Annotated in this window: 1 protein-coding gene; it reads left to right on the top strand. The window is 70.7% G+C overall.

What is annotated here, in order from left to right; translation table 11 throughout:
- On the top strand, positions 1 to 547 hold a 547-nt coding region (locus L995_RS19390; RefSeq protein WP_047473055.1), incomplete at both ends, for a TolC family protein.

Genomic DNA, 547 nt, shown 5'->3' with positions numbered 1-547 from the left:
ATCGAGGAGCGCCGCGCCGAACTGGGCGCCGTGGGCCGCAACGACCTGCGCCAGGCCGCCTCGCGCCAGGCCGGCGCCCTGGCCCAGCAGCATGCGCTGGAGTCGCAGCGCATGGATGCGCTGGCCCGCTTCACGCGCTACTTCGGCTTCACGCCCCAGGCCGGCTGGCTGCCCCAGCTCAATGTGCCCGAGCAATGGATGCCGGCCAGCGAAGACTCGGCCCTGCAGGCGTCCGAAGCCGTCAGCCCCGAGCTGCAGGAAATGCAGCAGCAGATCGAGAAGGCCCGCGCCGAAGTCGACCGCAGCAAATCCCAGCGCTTTCCCACCCTGGCCGCCGTGGTGGCCCACACGCGCGACCCCAGCGGCGTGCTCTATGCCGAGGGCACGCGCTACGGCGTGGAGCTGAGCTGGAACTTCGGTAACGGCTTCGAGCTGCGCGACCGCATCCTCAAGGCCATCAACGAGCTGCAGGCCCAGGAAGCGCAACAGGAAACCGTGCGCCGCCAAGTGCGCGAGACCGCCTCCGCCGCCTGGGGCCGCACCCAGT

This window comes from Delftia sp. ZNC0008 (genome assembly GCF_000799035.1).
GTDB classification, from domain to species: Bacteria; Pseudomonadota; Gammaproteobacteria; order Burkholderiales; family Burkholderiaceae_C; genus Comamonas; species Comamonas tsuruhatensis.
The sequence above is the reverse complement of the archived record's forward strand: the minus strand, read 5'-3'. Positions and strand labels throughout refer to the sequence as shown.